The 14,458-nt window shown below is 72.1% G+C and carries 10 protein-coding genes and 2 tRNA genes; 2 read left to right on the top strand and 10 right to left on the bottom strand.

Features of this window, described 5'->3' with window-relative positions; translation table 11 throughout:
* Positions 1-47 precede the first annotated feature (47 nt).
* Positions 48-4,520 (top strand): HAD-IC family P-type ATPase, encoded by a 4,473-nt coding sequence (locus OG767_RS01310; RefSeq protein WP_405091801.1) that lies wholly within the window; start codon positions 48-50, stop codon positions 4,518-4,520.
* 7 nt (positions 4,521-4,527) lie between these two features.
* On the opposite strand, the gene OG767_RS01305 is transcribed toward OG767_RS01310, so the two are convergent.
* Both OG767_RS01305 and OG767_RS01300 read right to left on the bottom strand, forming a co-directional pair.
* Positions 4,528-5,475: an L-threonylcarbamoyladenylate synthase gene (locus OG767_RS01305; RefSeq protein WP_405094101.1), complete on the bottom strand. Its 948-nt coding sequence runs from the start codon at positions 5,473-5,475 to the stop codon at positions 4,528-4,530.
* Positions 5,476-5,636: 161 nt separating this feature from the next.
* The gene (locus tag OG767_RS01300; RefSeq protein ID WP_405091800.1) at positions 5,637-6,218 is read right to left on the bottom strand and encodes a helix-turn-helix domain-containing protein; all 582 of its coding nucleotides are present in this window, start codon (positions 6,216-6,218) and stop codon (positions 5,637-5,639) included.
* 64 nt (positions 6,219-6,282) lie between these two features.
* Here OG767_RS01300 and OG767_RS01295 point away from each other — a divergent pair, with 64 nt between their 5' ends.
* Complete coding sequence (locus OG767_RS01295) at positions 6,283-6,873, top strand: dienelactone hydrolase family protein (protein WP_405091799.1); 591 nt, start codon at positions 6,283-6,285, stop codon at positions 6,871-6,873.
* A gap of 11 nt (positions 6,874-6,884) precedes the next feature.
* On the opposite strand, the gene OG767_RS01290 is transcribed toward OG767_RS01295, so the two are convergent.
* The 8 genes from OG767_RS01290 to gyrA form a co-directional block, all read right to left on the bottom strand.
* Positions 6,885-7,271 (bottom strand): VOC family protein, encoded by a 387-nt coding sequence (locus OG767_RS01290; RefSeq protein ID WP_405091798.1) that lies wholly within the window; start codon positions 7,269-7,271, stop codon positions 6,885-6,887.
* Positions 7,268-7,570, bottom strand: a complete 303-nt coding sequence (locus OG767_RS01285; RefSeq protein WP_405091797.1) for an ArsR/SmtB family transcription factor — start codon at positions 7,568-7,570, stop codon at positions 7,268-7,270. Before OG767_RS01285 ends, OG767_RS01290 begins: the two co-directional genes overlap by 4 nt.
* A gap of 214 nt (positions 7,571-7,784) precedes the next feature.
* On the bottom strand, positions 7,785-8,474 hold the full coding sequence (locus tag OG767_RS01280; RefSeq protein WP_405091796.1) for a hypothetical protein: 690 nt from the start codon (positions 8,472-8,474) through the stop codon (positions 7,785-7,787).
* 785 nt (positions 8,475-9,259) lie between these two features.
* Positions 9,260-9,335, bottom strand: a tRNA-Ala gene (locus tag OG767_RS01275).
* 10 nt (positions 9,336-9,345) lie between these two features.
* Positions 9,346-9,474, bottom strand: coding sequence for a DLW-39 family protein (locus OG767_RS01270; RefSeq protein ID WP_013283222.1), 129 nt, complete (start codon positions 9,472-9,474; stop codon positions 9,346-9,348).
* A gap of 43 nt (positions 9,475-9,517) precedes the next feature.
* A tRNA-Ile gene (locus OG767_RS01265) sits at positions 9,518-9,591 on the bottom strand.
* Between the two features lie 145 nt (positions 9,592-9,736).
* Positions 9,737-10,651 carry a DUF3566 domain-containing protein gene (locus OG767_RS01260; RefSeq protein WP_405091795.1) on the bottom strand — a complete coding sequence of 305 codons (915 nt, stop codon included), beginning with the start codon at positions 10,649-10,651 and terminating at the stop codon, positions 9,737-9,739.
* Positions 10,652-10,654: 3 nt separating this feature from the next.
* Positions 10,655-14,434, bottom strand: coding sequence for an intein-containing DNA gyrase subunit A (gyrA, locus tag OG767_RS01255; protein ID WP_405091794.1), 3,780 nt, complete (start codon positions 14,432-14,434; stop codon positions 10,655-10,657).
* Positions 14,435-14,458 lie beyond the last annotated feature (24 nt).

Here is a 14,458-nt window from a genome sequence, read left to right as displayed (position 1 = left end):
ACGCCACGCCGGGAAGTCGGGCCGCCGGGACGAGTCCGGGAGGCGAGATGGCGTACGGCTTCGCCGGTCTCCTGCTGTCGCCGGCCGCCGTACCGGACGCGGTCGCGCGGGTCGCCCGTACCGTCGGTTCGGTCCTGCCCGGCACCCCCGTGCCGCCGTCGATCACCGAGGCGGCGGGCACTGTCGGCGCCGCCGCCACCCGGCTGGCCCGGGTGGCCGGCCTGACCCGCCGTCGGGTGTGGTCCGCCGACCGCCGGCACCACATCGAGGTGCACGGTGTCTGTCAGGACGGCGGGGACCGGCTGGCCCGGCAGGTCGAGGCGGCGCTGGAGGCGGTGCCCGGCGTGGCCTGGGCGCGGGTGAACGCGCCGTCCGGCCGGGTGGTGGTGGCGACCCGGGAGCCGGCGCCGAAGCTGCGGGACCTGATCGACACGGTGGCGCGCGCCGAGCACACCTGCCCGTACGAGCCGGACCCGGAGATCCCGCCGCCGCATCCACCCGAGGAAGGGCCGCGCACCCCCCGTACGCTCGGCGCGTTGGCCTCCGACGCGCTCGGCCTGACCATCTCGGCGGCCACCCGGATCCTGCCGTTCACCCCGGTCCCCGGGGAGGTCGCGGGACTGCTGAACGCGGTCGACCTGCACCCGAAGCTGCACGCGCTGGCCGACCGGGGTCTCCGCGCCGACCCCCGCGCCGAGGTCGTCTTTCCGCTGGCCGAGGCGGTGGTGCAGGGCCTCACCGGAGGGTGGGCCGGCATCGTGCTCGACGGCGCGCAGCGGGTGGTGCAGTGGGGTGAGGCGCGCGCCCAGCTCGCCGCCTGGAGTCGCGCCGAACCGCGGCTGACCGGCGACCCGGACCGGGCGGTCGCCCGGGTGCCGGACGGTGAGCGTCCCTGCCCGGTCCCGGACGGCCAGGCCGAGCGTTACGTCCAGCGGATGCTCGCGGCGGGCGCGGCGGCCGGCGCGGCGGCGGTTCCGTTCGCCGGCGGCAAGCGGGCCGCCGCGCTGGCGCTCTCCGCGCTGTCCAAGGCGCCCGGCAGCGGTCGCGAGGGGTACGCGGCGCAGCTCGGCCGAATGCTGGCCCGGCGCGGCGTGATCGCGATGGACCGCAGCGTGCTGCGCGAGCTGGACCGGATCGACACGGTGCTGCTGGACGCGGCGGTGCTCGGCTCGGACCGGGGCGTACTGGCCGACCTGGCGCCGCTGCCCGGCGCCGACACCGGCCAGGTGGCCGCCCGGGCGTTCGCCCTCTTCGACCCGGCCGAACCGGACGCGGTACGCGCCGACGACGGCTGGCGGATCGGGCCCCTGGACCGGCTGGCCGCCGAGGACCCGGGGGACACTCCGGACAGCGAGCGGTTGCGCGCCGACGGCGGACGGCTGCTCGGGCTGGCCCGGGACGGGCGGCTCGCCGCCGTGCTGCGGGTCGAGCCGGAACCCGCCCCCGGGGTGGACGCGCTGGTGTCCGCCACCCGCCAGGCTGGGTTCCGGCTCGTCGTCGGTGGCGCCGAGGACGGCCGGTACGACGTGGGCGACCGTCGCGTACCGGGTGGGACCCGACTCGCCGACGCGGTACGCGACCTGCAACGCGAGGGCGCCGTGGTGCTGGTGGTCTCCGGCGAGCGGTCGGCGCTCGCGGCTGCCGACTGCGGTCTCGGCGTGGCCGCGCCCGACGACCTGCCCCCGTGGGGCGCGCACCTACTGGTCGGCGACGACCTGCGCGTCCCGGCCCTGCTCGTCGACGCCGCCGGGGTGGCCCGCCGGATGACCCGGCAGAACATCCGGATCGCCATGGCCGGCAGCGGGCTCGGCGCGCTCGGCGCGTTCACCGCCGACCGGCGGCAACTGCCCGGCCGGACCATGGCGGCGGTGAACGGCGCCGCCGCTGTCGCGTTCGCGCACGGCGTGTTCCGGGCGCACCGGCTGCCGGACCGCACCGGCACCCCGGTGCCCGCGCTCACCGCCTGGCATCTCATGCCGGTGGAGACCGTCCTCGACCAGCTCGGCACGCACTCCGGCGGGCTGACCGACGAGGAGGCGGACCGTCGGCGGGGTGCCGGTCCCGGCGACGGCCACGGGCCCGCCGGGCTGCTCCGCGCGTTCGTCGACGAGCTGTCCAACCCGCTCACCCCGGTGCTGGCCGCCGGCGCGGTGCTCTCCGCCGCGTTCGGCTCCCTCGTCGACGCGGCGCTGGTCGGCGGTCTGGTCGGCAGTTCCGCGCTGATCGGCGCCGTGCACCAGCGCAACACCGAACGGTCGCTGGCCGAGCTGCTGTCCCGCTCGGCGGTCACCGCACGGGTACGGCGGGACGGCGTGGAACGGGTGGTGCCCGCCGAGGACCTGGTGCCGGGCGACGTGGTGAGCATCTCCTCCGGGGACGCCGTACCGGCCGACTGCCGGGTGCTGACAAGTGACGGCCTGGAGGCCGACGAGTCGTCCCTGACCGGCGAGTCGCTGCCGGTGGCGAAGAGCCCCGACCCGGTGGTCGCGGCGGCGATCGCCGAGCGGCACTCGATGCTGTTCGAGGGCACCACGGTGGCCGCCGGGCACGGCACCGTCGTGGTGGTGGCCACCGGCGCGGAGACCGAGTCGGGGCGGAGCCTGGCGCTGGCCCGGCAGGCCCCGCCGGTCAGCGGCGTGGAGGCGCGACTGGGGAAGCTGACGAACAGCGCCGTACCGCTGGCGGCCGGCTCGGCGATCGCGGTGGCCGGGGCGGGGCTGCTCCGGGGCGTACCCCTGGCCGAGACGGCGGCGACCGCCGCGAACCTGGCCGTGGCGTCGGTGCCGGAGGGGCTGCCGTTCCTGGTCAGCGCCGCGCAGTTGGCGGCGGCGCGGCGGCTGGCCGCGCACGGCGCGCTGGTCCGCAACCCGCGCACGATCGAGGCGCTGGGCCGGGTCGACGTGCTCTGCTTCGACAAGACCGGCACGCTGACCGAGGGGAAGCTGCTGCTGGCCGGCGTGGGCACCGGCGACGGCCGGTACGCCCCGGCGGACCGCCTCGACGACGAGCCGCTCCGGTCGACGCTGGCCGCGGCGCTGCGGGCCACTCCGGCCGCGGCCGACCCGGACGAGTTGCCGCAGCAGACCGACCGCGCGGTACGCCGGGGCGCGAACAAGGCCGGGGTGACCGAGCGCACCGGCGCGGCGGAGTGGACCGCGACCGGTGGGCTGCCGTTCGAGCCGTCCCGGGGCTACAGCGCCACGGTCGGTCGCACCGCCGACGGGTCGCTGCTCAGCGTGAAGGGCGCGCCCGAGTCGGTGCTGCCGCGCTGCGCGTCCCGGCGGACCGCCACCGGTGACCGGCCGTTGGACCCGGCCGGCCGGGACGAGGTGCAGGCCATGCTGGCCGACCGGGCCGGCGCCGGGCACCGGATCCTCGCCGTGGCCGAGTGCCGGGTGTCCACCGACGCGGTCACCGACGAGCAGGTCGACGGGCTGGTCTTCGTGGGTTTCCTGACGCTGGCGGACGGGGTGCGGGAGAGCGCCCGGCCGGCGGTGGAGCGGATCCGGGCGGCCGGCGTGCACACCATCATGATCACCGGTGACCATCCGGCCACCGCCGAGGCGATCGCGGCCACCATCAGCCCCGACCACGGCCAGCAGCGGGTGGTGACCGCGACCGACCTGGACCGGCTCGACGACGGCGCGCTCGCCGAGCGGCTGATGGCCACCGACGTGGTGGCCCGCTGCACGCCCGCGCACAAGGTCCGGATCATCCAGGCGTTGCAGCAGCGGGGCCGGACCGTGGCGATGACCGGCGACGGCGCCAACGACGCCCCGGCGATCCGGCTGGCCGACGTGGGCATCGCGCTCGGCCAGCGGGGGACTCCGGCCGCCCGCGCCGCCGCCGACCTGGTGGTCACCGACGACCGGCTGGAGACGATCATCGCCACGCTGGTCGAGGGGCGGGCCATGTGGTCGTCCGTCCGGCACGCGTTGAGCATCCTGGTCGGCGGCAACCTCGGCGAGATCGCGTTCAGTGTGCTGACCGCCGCCTCGACCGGCCGGTCCGCGCTGACCGGGCGGCAACTGCTGCTGGTCAACCTGCTCACCGACCTCGCGCCGGCGCTCGCCATCGCGGTCCGGCCACCGGCCGACGACCGCGCCGACCACCTGCTGCGGGAGGGCCCCGACTCGTCGCTCGGCGCCACCATGACCCGGGAGATCGGGCTGCGTGCGGCGGCGACCACGCTGGGCGCGACCGCCGGCTGGACGCTGGCCCGGTGGACCGGCACGCAACGCCGGGCCGGTACGGTCGCGCTCGCCTCGCTGATCGGCACCCAGCTCGGCCAGACCGTGCTGGCCGGCGGCACCAGCCCGACCGTGCTGGCCGCCACCGCCGCGTCCGTCGGGGTGCTGGTCCTGGTGGTGCAGACGCCCGGGGTCAGCCAGTTCTTCGGCTGCACCCCGCTGGGCCCGGTGGGCTGGACCATCGCCACCGGTTCCGCGCTCGGCGCGACGTTCGCCAACGGCGCGCTGACCCGGCTGGTGGACCGCCTGCCGCAGCCCGGCTCGTCCTGACGGGGCCCTACTGCCAGGTGGCGGCCGCCCGGCGCAGCCGGTCGTTGATCGCCCGCCCGACCCCCTCGTCGGGCACCGGCTCGGCGACGATCTCGGTCACCCCGGCCGCGTCGAGCCGGTGCAGCGCGTCGAAGAGGCGCGCGGCGGCCGCCGTCAGGTCACCGGAGGGCGACAGCACCTCCACCGCCGCCCAGTCGCCGTCCGCCGGTGGCTCCCGGAAGGCCAGGAATCCCCGCCGGCCGCCGTCGCGCGCGTCCGCCGCACCCAACCGCAACGGGGTACGCGGGGCGTAGTGCGCGGCCAGCGTCCCGGGCGCGACCGGCTGACCGGAGCTGCCCTGGCGGACCTCGACCGGCCCGACGGCCTCGACCAGCGCCTCGACCGGCAGCGCGCCCAACCGCAGCACCACCGGCCGCTCGCCCCGGGCGTCCACGATCGTCGACTCGATGCCGCAGCGGGTGGGCCCGCCGTCGAGCACCACGTCCACCGCGCCGCCCAGCCCGGCCACCACGTGCTCGGCCCGGGTGGGGCTGAGCTGGCCGAACCGGTTGGCGCTCGGCGCGGCCACCGGCACACCGGCGGCGGCGATCAGCGCCCGGGCGGCCGGCTCGTCGGGCACCCGGACGGCCATCGTGTCCAGGCCGGACGTGACGATCGGCGGAATGGTCGCCGGCCGGTCCACGATCAGCGTGAGCGGACCCGGCCAGAACCGCCGCACCAGCGCGTCCACGGCCGGCGGCACGGCGCCGACCAGCGCGGGCAGGTCGGCGGCGTCGGCCAGGTGGCTGATCAGCGGGTCGAAGCTGGGCCGCGCCTTCGCCTCGAAGATCCGCGCCGCGGCCCGGGCGTCGAGTGCGTTCGCGCCCAGCCCGTAGACCGTCTCGGTGGGGAACGCGACCAGCCCGCCGGCGCGTAGGACGGCGGCGGCCTCGTCGATGCCGCTGCCGGCCGGCAGGACACGCGGGGATCCGTTGCTCACGCTGCGACGCTAGCCTGCCCCGCTCCCCGTCCCGTCCCGGCCCCGCCGCACTGCGGCGATCATGAAGTTGGCCGCGCGTTTCGTCCGTTTCACCGCCGCCAACTTCATGATCACCACCGTCCTGACGCAGGCGGGGGTCAGTCGGCGGGGTGGTCCGGGTCGGGAAGGGTGGGGGCGTCGGTGGGGTACAGGCCGGCGGCGAAGCCGTAGACCTGGTCACCGGCGCGGGGGATCTGGGCGAACCGCCGGGCCAGCGCCTGCACCTCCGTCCAGAACTCCCGCACGTCCTCGATCGGGATGCGCGCGTGCACCAGCGTGCACCGCAGCTCGTCGGCGGCGTGCGCGGCGGCGGCCTCCGCCGCGGCCTCGGCCAGCCCGTTGATCCGGGCGACGACCTGCTTGTCCTCGGGCCGGTTGAGCACGCCGACGTAGAACGTGCGCGCGACCCGGCCGTAGAAGCGTTCCTCGATGGCCCGGACCCGGCGGGTACGCACCACCCGCAGCAGCCCGGCGTCGACGAGCTGATTCACGTGGTAGGCCACGCTGCTCTTCGGCCGGCCCACGGCGCTGGCCAGCTCGTTGACCGTGGCCGCGCGCTCCAGCAGTAGCTCCAGCAGGGTGCCGCGCAGGGGGTCGGCGAGCGCACGCAACTGCTCGGGCGCGGTGACCACGAGCAGGTCGTCGAGGTCGTAGTCTGGGACCCGCTTATTGACCGACATTTCTCGACCGTTCTAATATTCTGGTTCGTTCGATGATTCCGGTCCGACAATCGGGAGTCTAGAGATGGCCGAGATCCTCCTCTTCCACCACCTGCAGGGGCTCACCGACGGCGTACGCGCCCTCGCCGACGCCCTCGGCGCCGGCGGGCACACCGTGCACCTCCCCGACCTCTTCGACGGCGAGCGCCCGGCCAGCGTCGAGGAGGGCTCGGCGCTGGTCAAACGCATCGGAAGGGACGTCCTCGACCAGCGTGCCGACCGGATCGCCGCGGACCTGCGCCCCGACCTGGTCCACGCCGGCGTCTCCTGGGGCGCCGCCATCGCCCAACGACTCGCCCAGACCCGGCCCGGCGCACGGGCCGCCCTGCTCTACGAAGCCTGCCTGCCGGTCACCGGCGAATGGGCGATCGGCCCCTGGCCCGACGGCGTGGCGGTGCAGGTGCACGGCATGGAGCGGGACCCGTTCTTCGGGCTCGAGGGTGACGTCGATGCCGCCCGCGAACTGGTCTCGATCGTCGGCCCGGACCGGGGAGAGCTGTTCGTCTACCCCGGTGACCGGCACCTGTTCACCGACAGCTCGCTCCCGTCGTACGACGCGGAGGCGACCGCGCTGGTGGTGACCCGCAGCCGCGACCTCCTCGACCGGTTGGGCTGACCGCTCGCCCGCTACCGGTACTGGGCGATCTGGATGAGGTTGCCGCAGGTGTCGTCGAAGACGGCGGTCACCACCGGCCCCATGTCCACCGGCTCCTGCGTGAACAGCACACCGAGCTGTCGCAGCCGCTCGTGCTCGGCCGCCGCGTCGTCCACCGCGAACTGGGTGAAGGGAATACCGTCGGCCGCCAAGGCTTCCTTGAACGCCTTGGCGGCCGGGTGGGCCTCCGGTTCCAGCAGCAGCTCGACCCCGTCGGGAGCGTCCGGCGAGACGACGGTCAGCCAGCGGTGCTCGCCGGTCGGCACGTCCGTCTTCTTGAGGAAGCCCAGCACGTCGGTGTAGAAGCGCAGAGCCTTCTCCTGGTCGTCGACGTACACGCTGGTCAGGTTGATTCTCATGGGGTCTCCCGGGTGGGTTCGGGCCCGAGCCACCGCTCGGTGATGGCGCGCAGCGGCCGGGTGTCGAGGTGGTGGAACTTGTACCGGCCCTGCCGGCGCGTGACGATCAGGCCGGCGGCCTCCAGCACGTCGAGGTGCTGGGAGATCGCCTGCCGGGACGAGCCGACCTGGTGCTTGGTGGCCAACCGGCCGCAGATCTCGAACAGCGTCTGACCGTCGCGCTCGGTCAGCTCGTCGAGGATCAGGCGGCGGGTGTGGTCGGCCAGCGCCTGGTACAGATCACCCACGTCGACCACCATAGGCAAGTCATGGCTTACCTATCAAGGGACCACCTGCCGCCAGGTGGATTCGACCTCGTCGACGTGCCATCGGCTCCGCTGCGGAACGTGATGCCCCGTCCAGAGCCGGCGCCGCTGCGAGGGTCCCAGGCTCACGGACAGTGATCAGGGAAGACTGATGCGCTTGTGCCCAGCAGTCACGCAGATCGAGGTCCGGTTTCCCGGGCGGAGCCGACTACGCCTGCTCACCCCGCATGACGCGGCCTTTCGCGGCCTCGAATTGCTCGGTGCTCAGCGCCCCCGCGTTCCGCTTCGCGGCCAGCTGCCGGATCACGGTGAAGCGGTTGCCGTCGGCTGGCGATCCGTCGAGCTCGGCCTTGAGGACGTCGTACTCGGCGCGAGTCAGGGCCCCGGTGCTGCGCAGATCGTTGAGCCCTTTCAGCCGGGTCCACGGATCCGAGTGTCGCGTGCCGCCGGTCGCGCGCTTCTCCGGCGGCGCTGGGCGGCGCCGTCGGTTGACCAGCTGCACGATGCCGACGACGCCGAGGACCAGGCCGTTGGCCAGGAATGTCGCGCCGGCGATGGTGGCGCCGAGCTTCGCGTCCGGTGGCAGCGACGACTGGGTGAACGCCTTGATGAGCATGGCGGCGCCGCCACCGGCGAAGCCGACGACCCACAGCACCTGTCCGGCACCCGGTGTGAAGATCCGCGTGCTCACCAGCATGCCCGCGATCCACATGATCGCACCGGCGAAGGACAGCCAGAACAGGGTGTCCGAGCCTTCGGGGCAGGGACGTGCGACCTCGTACGAGCCGCCGGAAACGCAGCTGCCAATGTCGATGACCTGGTTGAGCCCGATGGCCAGCAGCACGATGCCGGTCAAACCGATCAGCAGGCTTGCGGCCTCACGTACCACCGTGTTCATCCATGCTCCCCAAAGCGATCGTGGCCGCGAGAATAGCAATCGCCGGCAACTGAGAGCGGCTCCCGGGCCCGGTCGCCGGGGTGTGAAAGATCCAGGCAGTCATGACCGTCGGGAATGTGCCGCTGCTATTCGCCGCCAGCCGGAACGACCCGTTCATGGATCGAAGCTGGTCCCTATTCTCGGTGCTCTGACTGCCTTGTTGGCTGGACTTGCCGCCCTGTTGGCCGAAGTCGCGAAGATCTTTCTCTAAGCACGGGGCCGGAAAGGTCGCTCACCTCTCCGGCCCGCCGCGTGGAGTAGGCCGCAGAGCAAGCGACCTACTCGCGGCATCGTTCTACCTGACCAACCCGCCTGGCTCGGTGGAAGCCCCTCGACCGTCTGCCACTCGTACATCTGCCGATCGCGGTGCGTCTCGATGAGGTCGACATGGGTGATCGTCACACGGAGCTTCTCGGCCTCGACGCGGCTAACCGTCTCGATGTAGGGCGCTGAGTCCGTCCGCGGTGCTCCGGAACACTCGGCAGAGCATGACGATCGCTTCGTCCGCGACGGTCATGGAGCCGATGCCCTGCATGGTGAGGTGCAGCCATTGGTTCGGGATCAGGGTCAGGTGCTCGGGCACTCCACGATCCGGATGACGGCCGACACCTACGGGCACGTCCTGCCGGCGCGGGTTCGTCAGGCTGCCTCTGCCATCGACCCGAGCCCCGGTGAGGAGAGGACAGCGTGACTGCTTGGCTGTACGGATGGCTGTACTCGGGACCGAGATCAGCCGAGGAACGTGCTGGTGGAGCCCAGGGGACTCGAACCCCTAACCCCTGCCTTGCAAAGGCAGTGCTCTGCCAGTTGAGCTAGGGCCCCGAGACGGCGCTCAGCGCAGGTCGGGAGCGGTGGTCGCCTCGTGCCACAGGGCGCGCTCGTCGTTCGACGCCTTGACCTTCTTGGCCACGACGGCGGCCACCCCGACGATGCCGGCCAGGATCAGGAGCTTCTTGAACATGGGATTGACCCCTCGCGCTCGACTACCGTCGGACGATGTGCGGTGGGGCTAGCTGGAATCGAACCAGCGACCTCAGAGTTATCAGCTCTGCGCTCTAACCGACTGAGCTATAGCCCCGCGTGGCGACGAGCAAGGTTAACCCATGCCCGCCAGCGCGCCCAAATCGGGGGGGCCCGTGGCGGAAGTACCCGTGCCGTCCCGAACCTACCCGGACGCGCGACGCCGGGGCGACCGCTTTACGCGGTGCCCCGGCGTCGTCGAGTCAGTCCCGCTCGGCGAGCGTCAGCTCGATCCCGCCGACCAGGTCGGCGCAGACGTTGTAGACGAACGCGCTCAGCGTGGCCAGCGCGGTGAACAGCACCACGTTCACCAGGCCGATCAGTGCGGACGTGAGGATCACGCCCTTCGCGGTGATGCGGAACCCGCCGCCGCCCGAACCGCCGCCGGCGTTCACCAGGTCGGTCAGGCTGTCGTTGACGCTCTTGAACACACCCATCGCGTCGAGCGCGAGGTAGAGCACCGACGTGGCCACCACCACCACGATGAAGAGCACCACCGAGACCGCGAAGGCGAACTTCATCACGGACCACGGGTCGATGCGCTTCAGGTTCAGCCGGGCCCGGCGCGGCCCGCGCGAAGCGGCCGAACCGACCGAGGTACGCGCGGCGCGTACCGCCTCACCCACGCGCGCGGCGCCGACCGCCGCCGCGCCGCTGATGCCCGGCGGCAGGCCGCCCCCGTTGGCGGGACGCCCCGGGTTGCCGCCGGCCGGACCGGTGGCCTCGGGTGCCCCCTTCGGGGCGGTGCCCAGGCCGGCGCCGATGCGCGGCTGCGTGCCGGTGGTGCCGGTGGAGGCCCGGGCGGTCGCTGTCGGCCTGGCCGGCGGTGTGCTCGTGGCGGGTTTCGGCGCGCCGAGAGCCGCGAAGCCCTCGGCCGACGTCGGCGCGTCGACCTTGGTCTCGGTCGAGTCGCGGGATTCCGAACCGTCGGTCGGCTTGTCGGGAGGCGGAGCCATGCCGGGGGCCCGGGTGAACTTCGGGGCAGGCGCGTCGGCGGGGACCGTGGCCCGACCCACGGCCGCGCGGCCGGTCGCTGGTGTGCCGCCCTGCGCGGCCTCCTCGTCGACCGGGGTGGCCGAGGTCCCCTTGTTCCCCGACTTCGCCTGTGTCTCCGTCATCAACTAGTCCTGTTCGTCAGGCTCGTCGGCATTGCGAGCAATCGCCACGATAGTCACGCCGTCCGGGAGGTCCATCAGCTTGACCCCCATTGTGTTCCGGTCACGCGTACGGCGTACAGGCTTCACCGGAGTCCGGATGACGCCGCCGTTGCTCGTGATGGCGAACAGCTCGTCCTCCGGATCGATCACGACCGCGCCGACCAGACCACCGCGTCGCTCGGTGATCTTCGCAGTCAACACGCCCTTACCTCCCCGGCCCTGGACCGGGTATTCCTCGATCGGGGTACGTTTCGCGAACCCCCCGTTCGTCGCCACCAGCACGTCCAGGCCCTCCCGGACGACCTCGACGGCGAGCAGCTCGTCCTCACCGCTGAAGCGCATGCCGATCACCCCCGAGGTGGCCCGGCCCATCGGACGCAGCGCCTCGTCGGTGGCGTTGAAGCGGATCGCCTGCGCGTTCTTGGAAACCAGCAACAGGTCGTCCTCCGGCGCCACCAGCACCGCACCGACCAGCTCGTCCTCATCGCGCAGGTTGACCGCGATGATGCCGCCGGAACGGTTGGAGTCGAACTCCTCGAGCCGCGTCTTCTTCACCAGGCCGTTCTTCGTGGCCAGTACCAGGTAGGGCGCCACCTGGTAGTTCGGGATTTCGATGATCTGCGCGATCTGCTCGTCCGGTTGGAACGCGAGCAGGTTGGCCACGTGCTGGCCCTTGGCCACCCTACTGGCCTCGGGAAGCTCGTACGCCTTCGCCCGGTAGACCCGACCCTTGTTCGTGAAGAACAGGATCCAGTCGTGGGTAGAGCATACGAAGAAGTGGCTCACGATGTCGTCCTGCCGGAGCGTCGCCCCGCTCACGCCCTTGCCGCCACGCCGCTGCGACCGGTACAGGTCGACCTTGGTCCGCTTCGCGTACCCGGTGCGGGTGATCGTCACGACCACGTCCTCGCGGGCGATGAGGTCCTCCATCGAGACCTCGCCGTCGAACGGCACGATCTTGGTGCGCCGCTCGTCGCCCCACTTCGCGACGATCTCGCCCAGCTCGTCGGAGACGATCTTCCGCTGCCGCTCCGGCTTCGCCAGGATGTCCTTGAGGTCGGCGATCTCCACCTCGAGCTTGGCCAGGTCGTCCAGGATCCGCTGCCGCTCCAGCGCGGCCAGCCGGCGCAGCTGCATGTCCAGGATCGCGGTCGCCTGAACCTCGTCGATCTCCAGCAGCCGGATCAGCCCCTGTCGGGCGTCCTCCACCGTCGGCGAACGCCGGATCAGCGCGATCACCTCGTCCAGCGCGTCCAGCGCCTTGCTCAGGCCGCGCAGGATGTGCGCCCGCTCCTCCGCCTTGCGCAGCCGGAACGCGGTCCGCCGGCGGATCACCTCGATCTGGTGCTCGACGTAGTAGCGGATGAACTGCGCCAGGTTCAGCGTGCGCGGCACGCCGTCAACCAACGCCAGCATGTTGGCGCCGAACGTCTCCTGGAGCTGGGTGTGCTTGTAGAGGTTGTTCAGCACCACCTTGGCGACCGCGTCGCGCTTGAGCACCAGCACGATCCGCATGCCGGTACGCCCGGAGGACTCGTCCCGGATGTCGGCGATGCCGGCGAGCTTGCCCTCCTTGATCAGCTCGGCGATCCGCTCGGCGAGGTTGTCCGGGTTGACCTGGTAGGGCAGCTCGCTGACCACGAGCGCCGGCCGGCCCCGCTTGTCCTCCTCCACCTCGACCACGGCGCGCATCCGGATCGAGCCGCGCCCGGTCCGGTACGCGTCCTGAATGGCCTGCTGCCCGACGATCAGACCGTAGGTCGGGAAGTCCGGGCCCTTGACGATCTCCAGCAGCGCTTCCAGCGTGGTCGCCTCGTCGGCCTCCGGGTGCTCCAGGCACCACTGCACCGCCGCGCCGATCTCCCGCAGGTTGTGCGGCGGGATCTTGGTGGCCATGCCGACCGCGATGCCCTCGGAGCCGTTGATCAACAGGTTCGGGATCCGCGACGGCAGGATGGTGGGCTCCTTGGCCCGGCCGTCGTAGTTGTCCTGGAGGTCGACGGTGTCCTCGTCGATGTCCCGCAGCATCTCCATGGCCAGCGGATCGAGCTTGCACTCGGTGTTGTGGCTGACGAAGCCGTCAGAGATGAAGGAGTGGTCGTCGGTGTCGACCCGAATGCTGTAGACCGGGCGCGTACCCGAATCGGTGACCTCGGTCACTTCGGCGTAGTAGAACCGGCCGTCGACCAACGGCTCGACCACGTCGAGGATTCCCGGCTCGGTGATCCGGGCCGCGATCTCGTCGCGATCCCGCTCCCACCGCTCGACCCGGTCCACGTTGTGCCGGCGCAGCCAGTCGCGTTCGGTCCACCGCGTGGCGCCGTGCTCCCAAATGAAGTCGCCGACGAACGGCACCATGTCGCCGGAGAGCGCCGTGCTGCTCGCCGGCACCTGGGCCAGCTCGGACTTCAGCTTGGCCTGCTTGCGGCCGAGGAAGCCGACGTGAGCGGCGAAGATCCGGGCGTCCCGGCGGTTGGTGATCACGACCTTGATCTCGCCGTCCTCGTACCGGCACTGCCGGCTGATGACGCCGAACTCCAGCAGGAGCTGCTGCACCTCGCGGGCCAGGCGCTCGCTGCGGGTGGAGTACGAGACCTGGATGGTGTGGCGCGGCAGTAGCGACGACGAACCGTCGCCCTCGAACAGCGCCTGGAGGAAGGCCCGTTTGACCGCCGCCGTTCCGCGCCAGACGAACTCCGGTACGAACTTGGCGGCGCTGCGCGCCCCGGTCAGTTCACCGAGCACGCTCGCCCGAAGCGCGGAAAGGTTCTGCACGTCGAGTTCGTGCAGCGTGCTGCCGGACGCGATGACCCGCTCGGAAACATACCGAGGGCCGCCGACCGCGAGATCGTAGGCGGCGAGGACCCGGACGAAGAACTCCCGATCCACGTTGTTGAAGCCGGCCCGGCCCTCGGACACCCAGCCCTCGGACACGAACGCGCCGGCGAGGACGGCCGCCTCGACGTGCTCCAGCATCGGGTAGCCGATCTCGTCCGGCACGGTGCGCTGGAGGACCACGCGGTCACCGGGGGAAACCTCGGCGAGCAGCTTCCACAGCAGGGTCGGCACGCCGGCCACGTTCACCAGGCAGAGCACCGGGTGGTTGTGGGTGCCGGTCAGCTCGTACCCCTCGCGGGTGCGCAGCCGCAGCGTGGGGTGCTCACCGGAGTGGAAGAACTTCGAGGCGCGAACCAGGTCGCCGTTGCGATCGCGGACCTTGAGCTCAATGTCGGTCTCGCTGCTCGGCGCGGCACCAGGGACGATGTCGCCGATCCGAACACTGCCCTCGACGGTGCGAATACGGACATCTGCGGTAAGGCAGTAGCGCATCGCGGCGGCCGGGTCGTTTCCGGGCGAGCCGAAGTTGCCGTTGCCGTCGACAAGCGGGTAACGCAGCGACCACGGCTGCGCCATCCGGACCAGCGCGTCGTAGATGGCCGAGTCACCGTGCGGGTGGAACTGGCCCATCACGTCGCCGACGACGCGGGAGCACTTCACGTAGCCACGGTCCGGCCGGTAGCCGGAGTCGAACATGGCGTAAAGGATCTTGCGGTGGACCGGCTTGAGCCCGTCCCGCACGTCCGGCAGGGCGCGCCCGACGATGACGCTCATCGCGTAGTCGAGGTACGAGCGCTGCATCTCGACCTCGAGGCCGACCGGCTCGATGCGGTCGTGCTGGACGACCGCGGCCAGTGTCTCCGGGGCCTCCGGCTCGTTCGGGGTGGACTCGGGAAGATCGGTCACTGTTAACCCTTATCAGACTCAGAG

Source organism: Micromonospora sp. NBC_01392 (assembly GCF_045040125.1).
Taxonomy (GTDB): domain Bacteria; phylum Actinomycetota; class Actinomycetes; order Mycobacteriales; family Micromonosporaceae; genus Micromonospora.
The sequence above is the reverse complement of the archived record's forward strand: the minus strand, read 5'-3'. Positions and strand labels throughout refer to the sequence as shown.

Excerpts from the sequence above, each read along its gene's own strand:
- OG767_RS01310 (WP_405091801.1), top strand. The coding sequence starts at position 48 with ATGGCGTACGGCTTCGCCGGTCTCCTGCTGTCGCCGGCCGCCGTACCG.
- OG767_RS01300 (WP_405091800.1), bottom strand. The coding sequence starts at position 6,218 with ATGTCGGTCAATAAGCGGGTCCCAGACTACGACCTCGACGACCTGCTC.
- OG767_RS01295 (WP_405091799.1), top strand. The coding sequence starts at position 6,283 with ATGGCCGAGATCCTCCTCTTCCACCACCTGCAGGGGCTCACCGACGGC.
- OG767_RS01290 (WP_405091798.1), bottom strand. The coding sequence starts at position 7,271 with ATGAGAATCAACCTGACCAGCGTGTACGTCGACGACCAGGAGAAGGCT.
- OG767_RS01285 (WP_405091797.1), bottom strand. The coding sequence starts at position 7,570 with ATGGTGGTCGACGTGGGTGATCTGTACCAGGCGCTGGCCGACCACACC.
- OG767_RS01280 (WP_405091796.1), bottom strand. The coding sequence starts at position 8,474 with ATGAACACGGTGGTACGTGAGGCCGCAAGCCTGCTGATCGGTTTGACC.
- OG767_RS01270 (WP_013283222.1), bottom strand. The coding sequence starts at position 9,474 with ATGTTCAAGAAGCTCCTGATCCTGGCCGGCATCGTCGGGGTGGCCGCC.
- OG767_RS01260 (WP_405091795.1), bottom strand. The coding sequence starts at position 10,651 with ATGACGGAGACACAGGCGAAGTCGGGGAACAAGGGGACCTCGGCCACC.